Source organism: Streptomyces rubradiris (assembly GCF_016860525.1).
GTDB lineage: Bacteria > Actinomycetota > Actinomycetes > Streptomycetales > Streptomycetaceae > Streptomyces > Streptomyces rubradiris.
On sequence record NZ_BNEA01000015.1, the window covers coordinates 608,730 to 623,028 of the forward strand.

15 protein-coding genes are annotated in these 14,299 nt (G+C 72.4%); 7 read left to right on the top strand and 8 right to left on the bottom strand.

Annotation, left to right across the window (positions count from 1 at the left end; translation table 11 throughout):
• Window positions 1-171 precede the first annotated feature (171 nt).
• Window positions 172-1,404 carry a glycoside hydrolase family 16 protein gene (locus Srubr_RS15985; protein WP_189989008.1) on the top strand — a complete coding sequence of 411 codons (1,233 nt, stop codon included), beginning with the start codon at window positions 172-174 and terminating at the stop codon, window positions 1,402-1,404.
• A 9-nt stretch (window positions 1,405-1,413) separates the two neighbouring features.
• Here the strand turns inward: Srubr_RS15985 and Srubr_RS15990 are convergent, their stop codons facing one another.
• Together Srubr_RS15990 and Srubr_RS15995 are read right to left on the bottom strand one after the other, a co-directional pair.
• Complete coding sequence (locus Srubr_RS15990; protein ID WP_189989009.1) at window positions 1,414-1,662, bottom strand: hypothetical protein; 249 nt, start codon at window positions 1,660-1,662, stop codon at window positions 1,414-1,416.
• A 99-nt stretch (window positions 1,663-1,761) separates the two neighbouring features.
• The gene (locus Srubr_RS15995) at window positions 1,762-2,550 is read right to left on the bottom strand and encodes an SDR family oxidoreductase (RefSeq protein WP_189989011.1); all 789 of its coding nucleotides are present in this window, start codon (window positions 2,548-2,550) and stop codon (window positions 1,762-1,764) included.
• Between the two features lie 142 nt (window positions 2,551-2,692).
• Between Srubr_RS15995 and Srubr_RS16000 the strand changes: the two genes are divergently transcribed.
• Both Srubr_RS16000 and Srubr_RS16005 read left to right on the top strand, forming a co-directional pair.
• Window positions 2,693-3,730 (top strand): PHP domain-containing protein, encoded by a 1,038-nt coding sequence (locus Srubr_RS16000; RefSeq protein ID WP_189989013.1) that lies wholly within the window; start codon window positions 2,693-2,695, stop codon window positions 3,728-3,730.
• A 351-nt stretch (window positions 3,731-4,081) separates the two neighbouring features.
• Window positions 4,082-4,738 carry an HAD family hydrolase gene (locus Srubr_RS16005; RefSeq protein WP_189989016.1) on the top strand — a complete coding sequence of 219 codons (657 nt, stop codon included), beginning with the start codon at window positions 4,082-4,084 and terminating at the stop codon, window positions 4,736-4,738.
• 273 nt (window positions 4,739-5,011) lie between these two features.
• Here the strand turns inward: Srubr_RS16005 and Srubr_RS16010 are convergent, their stop codons facing one another.
• On the bottom strand, window positions 5,012-5,596 hold the full coding sequence (locus Srubr_RS16010) for a helix-turn-helix domain-containing protein (protein ID WP_189989017.1): 585 nt from the start codon (window positions 5,594-5,596) through the stop codon (window positions 5,012-5,014).
• A 318-nt stretch (window positions 5,597-5,914) separates the two neighbouring features.
• Here Srubr_RS16010 and Srubr_RS16015 point away from each other — a divergent pair, with 318 nt between their 5' ends.
• Window positions 5,915-6,562: an FMN-binding negative transcriptional regulator gene (locus Srubr_RS16015; protein ID WP_189989019.1), complete on the top strand. Its 648-nt coding sequence runs from the start codon at window positions 5,915-5,917 to the stop codon at window positions 6,560-6,562.
• A gap of 89 nt (window positions 6,563-6,651) precedes the next feature.
• Window positions 6,652-7,359, top strand: coding sequence for a B3/B4 domain-containing protein (locus Srubr_RS16020; RefSeq protein WP_189989021.1), 708 nt, complete (start codon window positions 6,652-6,654; stop codon window positions 7,357-7,359).
• A gap of 105 nt (window positions 7,360-7,464) precedes the next feature.
• Here Srubr_RS16020 and Srubr_RS16025 read toward each other — a convergent pair whose 3' ends face one another.
• Window positions 7,465-7,959, bottom strand: a complete 495-nt coding sequence (locus Srubr_RS16025) for a hypothetical protein (RefSeq protein WP_229926385.1) — start codon at window positions 7,957-7,959, stop codon at window positions 7,465-7,467.
• Window positions 7,960-8,133: 174 nt separating this feature from the next.
• On the bottom strand, window positions 8,134-9,267 hold the full coding sequence (locus Srubr_RS16030; protein WP_229926386.1) for a diaminopropionate ammonia-lyase: 1,134 nt from the start codon (window positions 9,265-9,267) through the stop codon (window positions 8,134-8,136).
• A gap of 115 nt (window positions 9,268-9,382) precedes the next feature.
• Between Srubr_RS16030 and Srubr_RS16035 the strand changes: the two genes are divergently transcribed.
• Together Srubr_RS16035 and Srubr_RS16040 are read left to right on the top strand one after the other, a co-directional pair.
• On the top strand, window positions 9,383-10,303 hold the full coding sequence (locus Srubr_RS16035; protein ID WP_189989025.1) for a LysR family transcriptional regulator: 921 nt from the start codon (window positions 9,383-9,385) through the stop codon (window positions 10,301-10,303).
• A gap of 260 nt (window positions 10,304-10,563) precedes the next feature.
• The gene (locus Srubr_RS16040; protein WP_189989027.1) at window positions 10,564-11,109 is read left to right on the top strand and encodes a hypothetical protein; all 546 of its coding nucleotides are present in this window, start codon (window positions 10,564-10,566) and stop codon (window positions 11,107-11,109) included.
• A gap of 404 nt (window positions 11,110-11,513) precedes the next feature.
• On the opposite strand, the gene Srubr_RS40760 is transcribed toward Srubr_RS16040, so the two are convergent.
• The 3 genes from Srubr_RS40760 to Srubr_RS16060 form a co-directional block, all read right to left on the bottom strand.
• Window positions 11,514-12,845, bottom strand: a complete 1,332-nt coding sequence (locus tag Srubr_RS40760) for a hypothetical protein (RefSeq protein WP_229926387.1) — start codon at window positions 12,843-12,845, stop codon at window positions 11,514-11,516.
• A gap of 542 nt (window positions 12,846-13,387) precedes the next feature.
• A complete protein-coding gene (locus tag Srubr_RS16055) occupies window positions 13,388-13,690 on the bottom strand; it encodes a hypothetical protein (protein ID WP_229926388.1) in 303 nt (100 codons plus the stop codon).
• Between the two features lie 167 nt (window positions 13,691-13,857).
• A complete protein-coding gene (locus tag Srubr_RS16060) occupies window positions 13,858-14,016 on the bottom strand; it encodes a hypothetical protein (RefSeq protein ID WP_189989029.1) in 159 nt (52 codons plus the stop codon).
• Between the last annotated feature and the right edge of the window lie 283 nt (window positions 14,017-14,299).

Genomic DNA, 14,299 nt, shown 5'->3' on the forward strand with positions numbered 1-14,299 from the left:
ACCGGCGTGCCGGACCGGGAAGTTGCCGCCGGGACGGCCGAGGGGTCCGTACGGTCAGGGCCGACAGCTGGTCCGTACCAGAGTATTGACGGCCCCTTATCTCACCCCTTAAATCAAGACACGCATCCCCACGGCGTCCTCCACGACCACCCCCACGAGAAACGGAGAGCCATGGCCTCCCCACGCCTGCTCCGCAGATGTCTCCTCGCCGCCCTGTCCGCGGCGCTGATCGGCTCCGCCGCCGTCGGCCCGGCGCGCGCCGAGAGCGCCGCCCCGGCGGCCGCGGCCGTCACCACCTTCTCCGACACCTTCGACGGGCCCGCGGGCGCGGCGGTCGACGGCTCCAAGTGGACGCTGGAGACCGGCGACAACGTCAACAACCACGAGCGGCAGTACTACACCTCGGGCACGAAGAACGCGGCCCTGGACGGCCAGGGCCATCTGGTGATCACGGCCCGCAAGGAGAACCCGGCCGGCTACCAGTGCTGGTACGGCAGCTGCCAGTACACCTCCGCCCGGCTGAACACCGCCGGCAAGTTCACCGCCCAGTACGGGCATGTCGAGGCCCGCATGAAGATCCCGCGCGGGCAGGGCATGTGGCCGGCGTTCTGGATGCTCGGCACCCCGGTCAACTGGCCGGACTCGGGCGAGATCGACGTGATGGAGAACGTCGGCTTCGAACCGTCGACCGTGCACGGCACCCTCCACGGCCCCGGCTACTCCGGCTCGGGCGGCATAGGCGCGGGCTACACCCTGCCGAACGGGCAGGCCTTCGCGGACGCCTTCCACACCTTCGCCGTCGACTGGGCGCCCGACTCGATCACCTGGTCGGTGGACGGGAACGTCTACCAGCGCCGCACGCCCGCCGATCTGGGCGGCCGGACCTGGGTGTTCAACAAGCCGTTCTTCCTGATCCTGAACCTCGCGGTCGGCGGCTACTGGCCCGGCGACCCGGACGGCTCCACGCAGTTCCCGCAGACGCTGGTGGTGGACTCGGTGTCGGTGACGACGAGCGACAGCGCCGCCGGGGTGCCGATCCGGGGCCTGGCGGGCAAGTGCGTGGACGTGGCCGGCGCGAACTCCGCGAACGGCACCCCGGTCCAGCTCTACGACTGCAACGGCACGAACGCGCAGGCGTGGACCGTCGGCTCGGACGGCACGCTACGGGCCCTCGGCAAGTGCCTGGACGTCAGCGGCGGCGGCACCGCCGACGGCACACCCGTCCAGCTGTGGGACTGCAACGGTAGCCCCGCCCAGAAGTGGGCCCTCCCGGCGGCCCGCGACATCGTCAACCCGCAGGCGGACAAGTGCCTCGACGTCACCGGGAACAACTCGGCCAACGGTACGCGGCTGCAGATCTGGACCTGCACGGGCGGCGCCAACCAGAAGTGGACGGTCGGCTGAACGGTCCGCTCAGCGACGCGGCCGCCAGGTGTACTTGTCCCCGCCCACGAACCGGATCACGTCCGGATCGTCGAGATCATGAATGGTGATGCCGTGGGAGGCCGCCGCCTCCAGGACGTCGGTGACGTTCCTGGCCTCACCGACCACCTGACCGTCGATCTCCATGATCCGGAACGGCGGCTCACCCGGCTTGCCCGGGCACACGCCGAGGACCAGGATCCGCGGGTGGGAGATGTGGGGAGCTGCTTGTTCGGTCATGGAATAGAGCCTAGAACGCTCGGCGGACCGACGGGCGGTCCACGACGGCCGGCCGCACCCCCGCGGCCGGCCGCACGCGGCTGCGGCCGGGGCGGCCCGTCATGGGCGGCGCCAGTCGTCACTGGTCAGATGGGATCCGGCCTGCGGGCCCATGCGCAGCATGCCGCCGTCGGCGCTCCAGGAGGCGCCGGTGACGTACGAGGCGTCGGGGCTCGCCAGGAACGCGATCACGGCGGCGACCTCACGGGCGTCGCCGGGCCGGCCGAGCGGCACGCCGGGCCGGCGCACGGTGTGCACGTCGGTGTCCTCCTGGCCGGTCATCGGGGTGGCGATCTCACCGGGCGCGACCGCGTTCACCGTGATGCCGTGCTCGGCCAGTTCCAGGGCCATCACCTGGGTGAGCAGGCCGAGCCCGCCCTTGGCCGCGCAGTACGGGGCCGCGCCGACCCGGGGCTGGTGCTCGTGCACCGAGGTGACATTGACGATCCGGCCGCCGTCACCCTGCTCGATCATCCGGCGCGCGGCCCGCTGGCCCAGCAGGAAGGGGCCGACGAGGTCGACGTCCAGGACCCGGCGCACGTCCTCCAGGGTGAGGTCGAGGTACGGCGTCATCGTGCCCGTACCCGCGTTGTTGACCAGGACGTCGATCCGGCCCAGCTCCGCGCACAGCTCGTCCACGGTGTCGGCGGCCTCGGGCAGCCGGGTCAGGTCCAGCCGGGTCACGGCGGCGCGGCGGCCGTGCGCGCGGACCCGCTCGGCCGTCTCCTCGGCGCCCTTGTCGTCGGTGTGCCAGGTGATCCCGACGTCCAGGCCCGCCTCGGCCAGGCGTACGGCGGTGGCGCGGCCGATGCCGGAGTCCGCGCCGGTGACGATGGCCGCTCGGGGCATGACCGGCCTCCTCTCGGTGAGTGTGGGCATGGCAGTACCCGGGGGCGGGGTGGACAAACGGGACCGTCGCGGGGGTGAGGGAGCACAGTGGGGCGCGTGGGTGCCCGTGCGGTCCCCCGCCCCCTGGTGTGAACCTGGTGGGATGGAACCCGTCGCCGCACTCGACCGGATCGCGTTTCTGCTGGAGCGGGCGCTCGCGCCCACCTACCGGGTACGGGCCTTCCGTACCGCCGCCCGGGCGCTGGCCGCGCTGCCGGGGAACGAGGTGGCCGAGCGGGCCGCCGCCGGGACGCTGGAGTCGCTGAAGGGGGTCGGGCCGAAGACCGCGCAGGTGGTGCGGGAGGCGCTGGCCGGTGAGGTGCCCGGTTATCTGCGCCGTCTCGAGGAGGAGGCCGGGGCGCCGCCCGAGGGGCCGGGGGCCGGGCTGCGGGCGCTGATCCGCGGGGACTGCCACACCCACTCGGACTGGTCCGACGGGGGCAGCCCGATCGAGGAGATGGGGCGGACGGCCGCCGGGCTGGGGCACGAGTGGGCGGCGCTCACCGACCACTCGCCCCGGCTCACCGTGGCCCGGGGCCTGTCGGCCGAGCGGCTGCGTGAGCAGCTGGCGGTGGTGGCGGAGCTGAACGCGCGCTGGGCGCCGTTCCGGCTGCTCACCGGGATCGAGTGCGACATCCTGGAGGACGGCTCGCTGGACCAGGAGCCCGAGCTGCTGGAGCGGCTCGACGTGGTCGTGGTCTCGGTGCACTCCAAGCTGCGGATGGACGCCCGGTCCATGACCCGCCGCATGGTCACCGCCGTACGTGATCCGCACGCCGACGTCCTCGGGCACTGCACCGGGCGCCTGGTCACCGGGCGGGGGCGCCCGGAGTCGCGGTTCGACGCGGACGAGGTGTTCGCCGCGTGCGCCGAGTCGGGGACGGCGGTCGAGATCAACAGCCGCCCGGAGCGGCTGGACCCGCCGCGGCGGCTGCTGCGCCGGGCGGTCGAGGCGGGGGTGCTGTTCGCGGTCGACACCGACGCGCACGCCCCCGGCCAGCTGGACTGGCAGATCCTCGGCTGCGCCCGGGCCGAGGAGTGCGGGGTGCCGCCCGGGCGGGTGGTGACCACCTGGCCGGCCGAGGACCTGCTGGCCTGGACCCACGAGGGCCGCCTGCCGTCCCGGGCGACGGGCCCCTGACCCGGGGTCGGCGGGCTATCCGCCCTGGTCGCCGCGAGGGTTCCCGACCCTCTCGGCATGATCCCGCGCCGGCCCGCGCGGCAGGCATCCGGCCCGTCCGGCGCGGCACCGCTCCTGGCCCGCGCGGCAGGTACCCGCCCCGTCCGGCGCGCCCCCCTCCCGCCCCGTCCGTCGTGCCCTCCACACCCCGTCCGCGTGGCCCTCCTGGCCCGTCCGGCGTGGCGCCCCTCCGGGCCCGCACGCCGGGTCCCGGCCCGCACGGCGGGTTCCGGGCGCGGACAGCGGGTTCCCGAACCGCCCCCGCGTGGTACCCGTCCGTCCCCGGAGCGAGCGCCAGGAAAGGAACCCCGCATGGAACGAGCCGCCGTCTTCGACGTGGACGGAACCCTCGTCGACACCAACCACCTCCACGTCGTCACCTGGTGGGAGGCGTTCCGCCAGGCGGGGCACGAGGTGCCCATGCACGCCGTGCACCGGGCCGTCGGCCTGGGCTCCACGGACCTGATCGCCCACCTGCTCGGCGACGGCCGCGACCGGGACCAGGACGGCGAGCTGAGCGCCGCGCACACGGCGCTGTACGGCCAGTACTTCGACCGGCTGCCCGCCCTGCCGGGCGCCGGGGAGCTGCTGCGGCGGCTGCGCGGGGACGGCTGGGCGGTGGTCCTGGCCACGTCGGCGAGCGGCGCCGAGCTGGGCGCGCTGCGCCGGGCGATCGACGCGGACGACGCCATCACGGCCACGGCCAGCTCCGACGACGTCCAGGAGGGCAAGCCGGCCCCCGAGCCGGTGGAGCACGCCCTGGAGCTGGCCGGGGTCCCGGCCTCGCGGGCGGTGTTCGTCGGGGACACGGTGTGGGACATGCGGGCGGGCGGCAAGGCCGGGGTGCGGTGTGTGGGGGTGCTGTGCGGCGGGATTCCCCGCGCGGACCTGGAGGAGGCCGGGGCGGAGGCGGTGTACGCCGACCCCGCCGACCTGCTGGCTCGGCTGGCCGGGAGCCCGCTGGCGTAAGCCGTGACGCAGGTCACGCGAGTGAACGGAACACCCCCGTATGGTTGCCCGTTGAACAAGCCGTGGGTGTGGACGGGACAGTGTCCCCGGGCCTCACCATTCGCCCACAGGGACGATCGTTCGGCTGAAGCCCTGTGGAGCCTTTCGCCGCGAGGCGACCGCCGTCCGCGCCCACCATCGACCGCCCCGGCCGTGATTCCCCCGTCACGGCCGGGGCATTTCCATGACGACGGCCGGTTTCGAGCTCCTGTCCGTGGGAGATGGGGGCGCGGGTCAGGACGGGGAGCCGGGGCCGGGCGGAAGGTGGACGGTCATGATCAGGTGGCAGGTCCCGGTGCCCGCGCCCCGGTAGGCGTGGGGGACGCCCCCGTCGAAGGCGGCGGTCTGCCCGGCCTCCACGGGGTGCTCGGCACCGTCCACGATCAGCGTCATCCGACCGGACGTGACACTGACGGTCTCCACGACGCCGGCCTGGTGGGGGTGGCTCGGGTACTCCTCACCCGGTTCCAGCGTCCAGCGCCAGACCTCGACGGGGGCCGGCCCCTGGGTGGTCAGCATGAGCCGGGCCTCACTCCCCCGCGCTCCGGTCCACAGCGGGGTCAGATCACCGGCGGCCACGACGCGTACGCGTCCTTCGGCGCGGCCCTCCAGCAGGGCGGAGACGGAGACACCGAGGGTGTCGGCCAGCCGTACCAGAGTGGCGAAGTTCGGATTTCCCTGGGCCTTCTCCAGCGCGACCAGGGCCCCCTTGCTGACCTGGGCCCGCCGGCCGAGTTCGTCCAGCGACAGACCCGCGCGGGTACGGGCCGCCCGGACGTTGCGCGCGAGCGTCCGCAGGGCCGCCTCGGTCTCTGCCATCCGATCACTTCCTCAATGGGGCACTGCACTGCACCGCTCGGTCGTTCGATTGACACGCCCCGGTCGGTACGTTGTACGGTTCAGTCGTTCCATTGATGGTAAGGGATCGTCTCGTGAACGCTTTGCCGCCGGTCGGCCGCCGGACCCGGTCCGTGCGGGCGCCGGGACAGCCGAGCACCTCGGCGCGTCCATATGCGACCGAGCCGCCCGGGCCGCCGTAGGGTCCCGGGGTCGCTGTAGGGCCCCTTTCTCCCCGCCCGCCCACCGACCCGCTCGCCCTCACCCTCGCCCGCCCGCCCTTCCCACAGGGAGAAGCGCATGTTCATCCAGCCCTGGGACGCCGCCCTGGACGACGCCGAATGGCAGAACTGGATCGCCGACGGCCATGACTTCGGCCAGCTCTGTGTCAACGGCCCCTCGGGCCTGCCGCCCGTCGTCGTCCCCACCCACTTCGCCCCCGACGACGGCCGTCTGCTGATCCACCTCGCCCGCCCCAACCCGGTCTGGAAGGCGATCGAGCGCGACCCGGACGTCACCTTCACCGTCGTCGGCGACTACGCCTTCGTCCCCGGCCCCTGGCGCGCCAAGCCGGGCATCCCGCCCACGGACTCCGTCCCCACCAGCTACTACGCCGCCGTCCAGTTCACCTGCCGGGCCCACATCATCGACGACCCCGAGGCCAAGGCCGACCTGCTGCGCCGCCAGATGGCCCACTTCCAGCCCGACGGCGACCACGCCCCCATCGACCCCGGCGAACCCCCGTACGGCCGGATGCTCCCCGGCATCCGCGGCCTGCGCCTGGACGTCGTCGACGTACGCGCCAAGTTCAAGTACGACGACCACAAGCCCGTCGAGCACCGCACCGCCGTCGCCGACCGCCTCACCCGCCGCGGCCAGGGCCTCGACATACCCGCCGCCCGACACCAACTGCGCCGACTGGGCCGCATCGGCACCTGGACCCCATGACCCGGCCCCTGGCCGTCGCTCCCCGCACCCCGCACCCCACACTCGCACTCGCACTCGCACTCGCACTCGCACGAAACAGGATCACGCCCATGACCGCCTTCCGCATCAGCCCCGCCGTCGCCGACGCGTTCCCCGACACGCTCATCGCCGTGGTCACCGTCACCGGCCTGCGCGGCCACGAGCCCTGGCCCGCCACCGTCACGGCCGTGGCGGACCTGGAGCAACAACTCGCCGCCGGTACCTGGCAGCCGGCCGACGAGACGGATCCGCGCATCGAGGCGTGGCACGCCGCCTACCGTTCCTTCGGCACCAATCCCCGTCGCATCCGGCCCAGCGTCGACGCGCTCGGCCGCCGCATGGCCAAGAAGGGCGGCCTGCCGCGGATCAACCCGGCCGTCGACTCCTACAACGCCGTCTCCGTCCGCCACGGCCTGCCCGCCGGCGCCTTCGACCTCGACCACGTCACCGGAGACGTCGACATCCGCCACGCCGAAGGGGCCGAGGAGTTCACCCCGCTCGGCGAACCCGACACGGTCGAGAACCCGAAGCCCGGCGAGATCATCTACGCCGACACCACCGGCGTGCTGACCCGCCACTGGAACCACCGCGACGCCCACCGCACCCGCGTCACCGAGGACTCGACACACGTCGCCTTCGTCCTGGAAACGCTCCACGCCACCCGCGACGGCCACCTCCTCAAGACCGCGGCGGACGAACTCCAGGACCTGCTCGCCCCGCACAGCGACCGGACGACGGCCCACTACCTCAGCCCCACAACCCCCCACATCGGCATCTGACCGGGGTGGCGTTCCGGAATGCCTTCCGCTCGACCAGCCTCGGAACGCATTCCGGAAACACTCACCGGCGAGAGACTCCCCTGGCGACCGGCGGAAAACGCCCGCCTACAGCGATGCGAACTCGGCCGTGGCGCCGTCTCCGTCCAGGTTGAATCCGAATTTCTCGGCGACCAGTGTGGTGCCGTCACTGAAGTAGAGCGTGACGCGGGCGACGTCGATGGTCCAGTTGTCGTTGCCGTTCGTCTTGATCCACATGCGGACCCGGAAGCCCGAGCACTCCCACTTCCGCGCGCCCGGCGCCTCGACGACGAGCGGGACGATGTGATGGGAGTCGTCGTTGTACGTGGTCATGTCCTTGCCGGAGCTGTCCGCGTTGTTGATCGAGGCCAGCAGCGACTTCTCGTCACTCGTCTTGACGGTGATGTAGATACCGGTGTCGTGGTCCTTGTTGTCGTCGTCACCGGTGAGCGTGAAAAGCTCGGCGCGGCTCAAGGTCGGCCCCGCGCAATACCCTTCGCCACCGCCGTCGCACGCCACGGCCACCGGCCGATCGGCGACGGCGAGTTCCTGACCCGGACCGTCCCCTTCCGGATTGGTCATGTTTCCCCCTGCGAGTCTGCCGCAAATTCCATCTCTCGTGATGTACCCTCACCGATTTCCCCCAACAGTCGCGGCGAAGAGGAAAGGATTCCGCTCAAGTAGGTCATATTTAATGACCGCGCCCCATGGCGTTCTGAACACATGACCGAACACAGCAGCCGGTCGCAGTCCGGATCAGCCGTTCGGCGCGTGACCGGGCCCGGAGTGCGGGTTGGCCGCGGTGCCCTCGGTGCTCAGCAGTACGACGACCGAGTCCGGCCCGAGCCCGAGTGCCGTACGGCGTACCCCGGCGCCCGCGCCGGAGAGCACCGCCCGCAGGCCGGCGAGCGCCGCGGCTCCGCAAGGGCCCGAGGGGACACCGGCGGCGGCCAGATCACCGGCCGCGCGGGCGCTGTCGTGGTCCGCGACGGCGACGGCGGCGTCCAGTCCGCCGCGCAGGCGGGGCCAGGCGATGCCGGACGGGGCGCCGCAGTTCAGCCCGGCCATGATGGTCGGCCGCGTGGTGACGCTGACGGGTTCGCCGGCGATGAGGCTCTCCAGGACACAGGGCGCTGCCTCCGGTTCCACGGACAGCAGCGCCGGGGCCCGCCCGCCCGGGCGGCTGCGGTAGTGCGTGACCACGGCCTGGGCCAGCGATCCCACACCCACCGGTATGGAGACGAGGTCGGGGCCGGCCGGGACTCCCTCGGCCGTCAGTTGCTCGTCCACCTCGGCGCAGAGGGTGGAGTAGCCCTCGACGATCCACCCGGGTATCCGCTCGTAGCCCGGCCAGGCGGTGTCCTGGACGAGGACCGTGCCCGGCGCGGTGGCCTCCTCGGCCGCCAGGCGTACGGCCTCGTCGTAGGGCCCCGCGACCTCGGTGACTTTCGCCTGTTCGGCGACGATGGCGGCCACGGCCCGCGGATGCACCCCCTGGGGGACGAAGACGTGGGCGTCCTGACCGAGGCGGCGTGCCATGCGGGCCACCGCGCGGCCGTGGTTGCCGTCGGTGGCGGTCACCAGGGTGACCGGGTCCTCCCCCGCGCCATCGGCGGCCCGCTCGGCGAGGACCCGGTGGATCGCCCAGGACGCGCCCAGCGCCTTGAACGCGGGGAGGCCCAGTCGGCACGACTCGTCCTTGACGAAGACCCGTCCGACTCCCAGCTCGGCCGCCAGGGACGGGACTTCCGTCAGTGGAGTGCGGGCGTAGTCGGGCAGCGAGGAGTGGAAGGCCCGTGCCTTCGCGGGCGCGGGTTCACACCGCCAGGCGCGGGCTTCGGGCCGTACGAACCATGGCAGGGCGAGGCGAGGGGAAGCGTTGTCAGACACATGATCAGGGTGCGGTGCGCCCTGCGATCGGTCCAGCGAATGTTTCCGACCTATATTCATCGGAGAAACCGAGCGTTCTGTTCGGTCCGGGACGGCGAGGAGAGCCACGCTTGTCATGTTCGACCTGCATCGACTGCGTCTGCTGCGGGAACTCAAGCACCGGGGCACCCTGGCGGCCGTCGCCACCGCCCTCTCCTACGCCCCCTCGACCGTCTCCCAGCAGCTCTCCCAGCTGGAGGCCGAGGTCGGCGTCCGGCTTCTCGAGCCGGTCGGGCGGCGGGTGCGGCTGACCGCGCAGGCCGAGATCCTCGTCGCCCACACCGAGGCGGTCCTCGAACGCCTGGAACGCGCGGAGGCGGACATCGCCGCCTCTCTGACCGACCTGACCGGCACGCTGCGCATCGCCTCGTTCCAGACGGCCGCCCTGGCCCTGGTTCCGACCGCGCTCGGCCTGCTGCGTGACCGGCATCCGCACCTGCGCGTCCACGTCACCCACATGGAGCCGGAAGCGGCACTGCCCGCGCTCCAGGCCCGGGACTTCGACCTCGTCCTCGCCGAGGAATACCCCGGCAACCCCAACCCGCGGCCCGCCGAACTCGAGCAGGAGGAGTTGCTCGACGATCCTCTGCGCCTCGCCCTGCCGACGCCGGCCGGCGCCCCTGACACCGACGGCCCCACGGCGGCGCTGCGTTCGCTCGCCGACCACCCCTGGGTGATGGAGCCGGAAGGCACGGCCGCCCGGCACTGGGCCGTGACCCTGTGCCGTGACGCCGGCTTCGAACCCGACGTGCGGTTCGAGACCACCGACGTCCTGCTCCACCAGCGTCTGGTCGAGCAGAAGCACGCCGCGGCCTTCCTCCCCGACCTCGTCTGGAGCGGACGGACTCCGACCGTCCCCCTGCGCCCACTGCCCCGCGGCCGGCGCACGCGCCGCATCTCCACCGTCGTACGCCGGGGCGGCAGCCGGCACCCCGCCATCCTCGCCTGCCGCGACGCCCTCCGCCGCGCGGCCGGCCACCGCTCCGGCCAGACCTGAGGGGAAGGCCCGCGGTCCTTCGGCGCGGGGCGTCGTCGCCGGGTGAACGGCAGGATGCCGGCCGGCGCGGAGAGTGCCACCCAGGCGCGGAGCAGCCCAGGACGGGAGCGGGCCGTGTCTCCAACACGCCGGTAGTGCGCCTGATATGAAGTCTTATCCGATAAGCGCTCTCTTCACCCGTTCGAGGGACTACGCCCTCCATGCGCGTTTCCTACTCTGACGCCAGCGCCCGTCCATCGGGCCTGAATCCGGGAGGAAACATGCATGTCGTCCGACACCGGCTCTCCGCCGTCATCGCGGTCGTCCTGCTCTGTCTGGCCGGCGCCGTGATCAGCCTGCAGAGCACCACCACCGCCTCCGCGCAGGGCCCCGACGGGGGCGTCCACCACATGCGGCCAGGCAGCCTGAACCTACAGGGGACCCCCTCGGGACGGTGGGTGAACACCACGGTCGTGGTCACGCTGCCCCGGCCCGGCACCTACCTCCTCGACGCGGACGTCCGCGGACGCGTCGCCGGCGACGGCAACGCACGCCTCCTCGCGTCCGTCCAGGCCCGGCTCTGGAACGTCACCAACGGCACCCTGGTACCGCAGAGCGAGCGCCTGGTCACGCACATGAACACGCCCCCGCTGAGCGGGCCCGTCGCCAGGCAGTCGACGGCACCGATCAGCGAGCGCATCACCGTGAACCGGGAGACCGTGATCCGCCTCCAGGTACGGCGGGTCAACAGCGTCGGTCAGACCTACCGCGCCGACATCTTCTCGGACGGCTCCGGCCGCACCTCGCTCCGCTACCAGCGGGTGTGACACCGGGAAGTCCCCCAACGGCCCGCGAAGCCGAACCTGCGGTCCCGCGTCCCCGGCGACGGAAACGCGGGGCCGCGCCCATCCCGGCGACCGGACTCAGCGGCCGACCCAGCCGAGGGTGCGGGTGGGCGGGGCGAGAGCTCCCCACACGGCTGACGTGGGCCCAGCCGACGAGCGGCACCCGGTCGCGGCCGCTGTCCTGGTCGGAGGATGGAGAACCGCGCGCGACAGGGAAGAGGGACATCGGCGGCCGTCCGGGACCGCCCGTCTGGTGGAGAACCGCGCGCGACAGGGAAGAGGACCGCGAAGCCCGGCACCCGGTGCTTCGGGCGGATCACCCGAAGCACCGGCCCGGTCGTCCCCGGCCTGCGGACCATCGCACCGACACGGCAGGCCGGGACAGGTCACGCGGTGGCGGGGCCGTCCGTCTCGCCGGTGCCGGTGTTCTGCTCCCCGGGAGCCGGTGGGGTGGCCGTGTTCTCGGGTTCACCGTCGGCCGGGGTGCTGTTTTCGATGGCCGGGGTGTTCGGGCCGGGGGCGGCGCGGTCGTCGAGGGCGATGGTGACCGGCTCACCGTCGGGGGCGAGGCCGGTCAGGCTGTTCTCGATCCGTTCGTACAAGGTGGCGGCGAGCTCTTGGTCACCGTCGCCACTGCCGGAGGTGTGCTTGATGGCGTGGAGGCTGATCAGCAGGGCGATCAGGGAGCGGCCGGACAGTGCGGCGCGGATCCGCTCGCCGCCTTCGCCGGTGACGTGCGGCGGCACGCGGAAGTGCGGGTGCCGTCCGGCGTGGGCGGTGAGGAACTCCCAGATGTCGCGGTGGCACAGCAGGGAGGCCGTGGAGACGCGGGCGGCCGTCTTGAGAAGGGTGCTGTGCTCCGTGCTCACCTCGGGAGTCGTGGTTGCGGAACTGGGGCCGGGCCGGGTCCGCAACTCCTCCACGGCACCGCGCAGACCGGCGATCTCCCGCTGCAGCGAGGCCAGGCCGGAGCGGGCTTCCTCCAGGGCGGTGCCGAGTTCCTGCTTGATCTCCCCGGCGGCTTCCTGCAGCGGGTCCGGGCCGTCGTGCCGGTCATCGGCCAGGCTCTCGCCAGCGGTGCCGTCCGGGGCGGTGAGCGCGGCGAGCACGGGGGCGAGTTGCTCACCGAGGGCGTCACTGAGGGCCTCACTGAGGGCCTCGCGGACAGCACGGCGGACGGCGTCGACCGTCAGCGCCGGGCCGGGAGCGGGGCACGGGTCAACGGTGCGCTGCGCCGGGATCACGCTGTGCAGGGTTTCTCCCGGCAGTTCGCCGGACTCCGTGATGGTGGTGACGGGTGCCGTCGCGGGGCTGGTGCGGTCCCGCTCGGTGCCGGGTGTCTCGTGGACCGTGGGGCCAGGATCAGGGGTCGGCGGGTCGGGGTGCTGTTGCGGCGGCGCGGGCGGCGTGAGATCCGCGAGCGCGGCGCGGACGTCCTCCAGTCCGGTGCGCAGTTGGGTGACGATGTCGTGGACTGTGCTGTTGAGCGATTCCCCGTTGGCGTTCAGCTTGGTGTAGACGTCGCCGAAGCCGGCGCGCATCCGGCCGAGTTCGTCGACGACCTCCTTCGTCCTGTCCTGGGCGGCCCGACCGGCCGACTCCAGCTTCTCCACGCTCTTGTCGAGCGCGTCCCGGATGTTCTTGTCCGTGTGCATGACGGCCGTGTGGAGCATGGCCAGGGAGTTGGAGAGATCCGGGTCCGGCTGGCTGGCCATCATCCCCCATTTCATTGCGTTACGTAGCTGATCGAGCACGCTTTGTATGCTGCCCCGGCCGAGGCGTCCGGTGCAGGGAGATCGGGTCAAGTGGCTGGAGAACGCCGGTTGTTCGGGCTGGAACCGGTTGGGTGGTGTACGCGCCGAAATGCGCCCCCTGGGAGCGGGGTGAGGACCCCCTGTTTGCCACTTGCGGCGACCCTCCGCAAGAGACGGACCCACAGCCGGTCATCACCGGCCGGCGGTCGGGCGCCCTGGCCCGCGCGCCCCTGACCGCGCCCACGACTCAAGGCCCGTCCCACGCCGAGCCGTTGGTCGGCATCCGAAGGGCACCGCTCCCTGTGGTCTCGCGGAAACAGGACGGCTCGGACGCCTTCTCCTACTCGGGGGAAGGCGTGCTGGAACGTCTGCTCCAGGCACAGGCGCACTTGCCGGACGGTCTGAGGTTTCAGCCGGCGCCTGCTACACCGGCGCCAGGCTGTCGCAGCGACAGGCAGTCCGCCCAGCTCCATCTCCCGCCCGGGACGCGACCGCGCCGGACCGCCTCAGACGGTGTTGATCCGCCAAGCGATCATTCCGGTCGCACGGGCGTCACCTCTGACATCGATGCGCACGGACTTACCGGTTGTGAAGCGCTCGAAGACAACTGAGCGATCGCAGGGTACGGCCTTGCCCGGCGCCGTCCTGCTCGGGGTGAAGAAGAGCCACGCTTCTCCCGCACCGGCACAGACCACCGTCAGTTCGTAGGAACGACCTGCCGGGAGGCCGGGCTGGGTGTGGACTCCGTCGGAGACGCGTTCCACACCCGACTCGACCATGGACGGGCCCTGGTCGGTGACCGCGTCCAACGCCGACTGCGCCTGCGCGGTGAGGTCGTCCTCCGCTAGGCGTTCCGCGCTCGCGCGAGGAGACGTTGCGGCAGCGCGATCGGGTGCGGGGACGTTGCCGGGCGTACACGCCGTCAGGCACAGCACCGGGGCCAGAGCGACGCCTGGCAGCCATACAGGCACCGGCCTCATGAGGAGGTCTCCCCGTACTGGTGACGCTCACGGTCATGGTTCTCCCGGTCGGCCCGGCCCTTTATGCCGGTGACGACCCGCGCCGCTACGGTCCCCAGGCGGAGCCGCAGCGCGGTGCCGGATGCCATGGCCGCCGGGCGCGTACCGAGGCTCATGTGTGCCCCCCTCTTCAGACACCCGCCTTGGTCACGGGCGGCAACCAGAACACTATGGTCCGACCAGGACCGTATCCAGGAGATGTTCGTCTCTCTGAGCTGGACTTGAGCCACTTCTGGCGTCCGGCAGCGGTGAGCCCTGGGCCGCTGCCTCGTGGGCGCGGGCGTCCGCCTCGCGGTCCGTTCCGCAGGTCGAGCTGTCCTGACCGGCCGGTTCCGCCCCCGGTCGAGCTGTCCTGACCGGCGCGCTCGGGATATCCCCACCCCGATCCGCCGGGAGCCT